Source organism: Paramagnetospirillum caucaseum, assembly GCF_000342045.1.
Taxonomy (GTDB): domain Bacteria; phylum Pseudomonadota; class Alphaproteobacteria; order Rhodospirillales; family Magnetospirillaceae; genus Phaeospirillum; species Phaeospirillum caucaseum.
Genome location: NZ_AONQ01000183.1, coordinates 1 through 902, shown reverse-complemented (window position 1 = coordinate 902; position 902 = coordinate 1). Strand labels below are relative to the sequence as shown.

Here is a 902-nt window from a genome sequence, read left to right as displayed (position 1 = left end):
CTCCCACTACCGGACCCGGCGAGCCAGAGACACCCAGGCAGGAGATGAAGCGGTCGTTGCGGGCCGAGCCGAAGGTCTTCAACTGCGACAGCGATCCGCGCCGCGCCGTCAGACCCAGGCGCCCCCACAGGTCGCGGCCGGGGCTCCACATATCCTCCAGTTCGGCGGACCAGGCGTCCAGCGTGGTGGTATCGGACCACCCTCCCAGGGTGTAGTAGTGATAATCGCGGTTGGCGATGGCGGCGCGAGCCGCCGTCTGAACCGGATTGGCGGTACCGCCGGTCAGAAAGCCCAGGCCGGAAACGGTCAAGCCGGTGGGCACCGCCTCACCGCCCAGCTCACCCAGCATGGCCACGTGCAGCTTGATGTCGTTGCCGATTTCGCCCTTGTGCTTGGCCGTCACCTTGACCTCTTCCGGGGTCGCGGTGGCTTCGGCCACCACCGGCAGATCGGCGGCATCGTTGATGGCAGAGATCAGGGCAGCGGCCAGCACGGCGGCGGTCTCCCCCACCGCCACCCCCACCTGCACACGGTCCAGGCCGACATAAACGGGCAGCGTGCCCGCCTGAGTGGCGGTACCGGCCAACGTCACCGTCCTGGCGGCCTTGGCACCAGCGGCATTGTCCTCAAGCGCGATCACGGTCAGCGGCGTGGTGCGGTTGCCCGCACGGTACGCACGGACCATGCGGTGGGCGTGGCTGCCGGAACCGAACAGGGCGGCGGCGGCGGAACCGTCGCCGGGGATGACCACCGGAACGCCGGGCGTGGCGGTGCCCATACCATCGCCGGAGGTGATCATCTGGGCGATGATGCACGCCTCCTGCTGCTCGCGCAGATAGCCGGGGACACCCCGGACCTCCACATGGACACCGGATGTCCGTTCGTCCACGGGGATTTCGTCA

The 902-nt window shown here is 68.7% G+C and carries 1 protein-coding gene; it reads right to left on the bottom strand.

Features of this window, described 5'->3' with window-relative positions; genetic code table 11:
- Window positions 1–889 (bottom strand): phage tail sheath N-terminal beta-sandwich domain-containing protein (locus H261_RS22910; RefSeq protein ID WP_407636103.1); only part of this gene is annotated, 889 nt, incomplete at its 3' end.
- Window positions 890–902 lie beyond the last annotated feature (13 nt).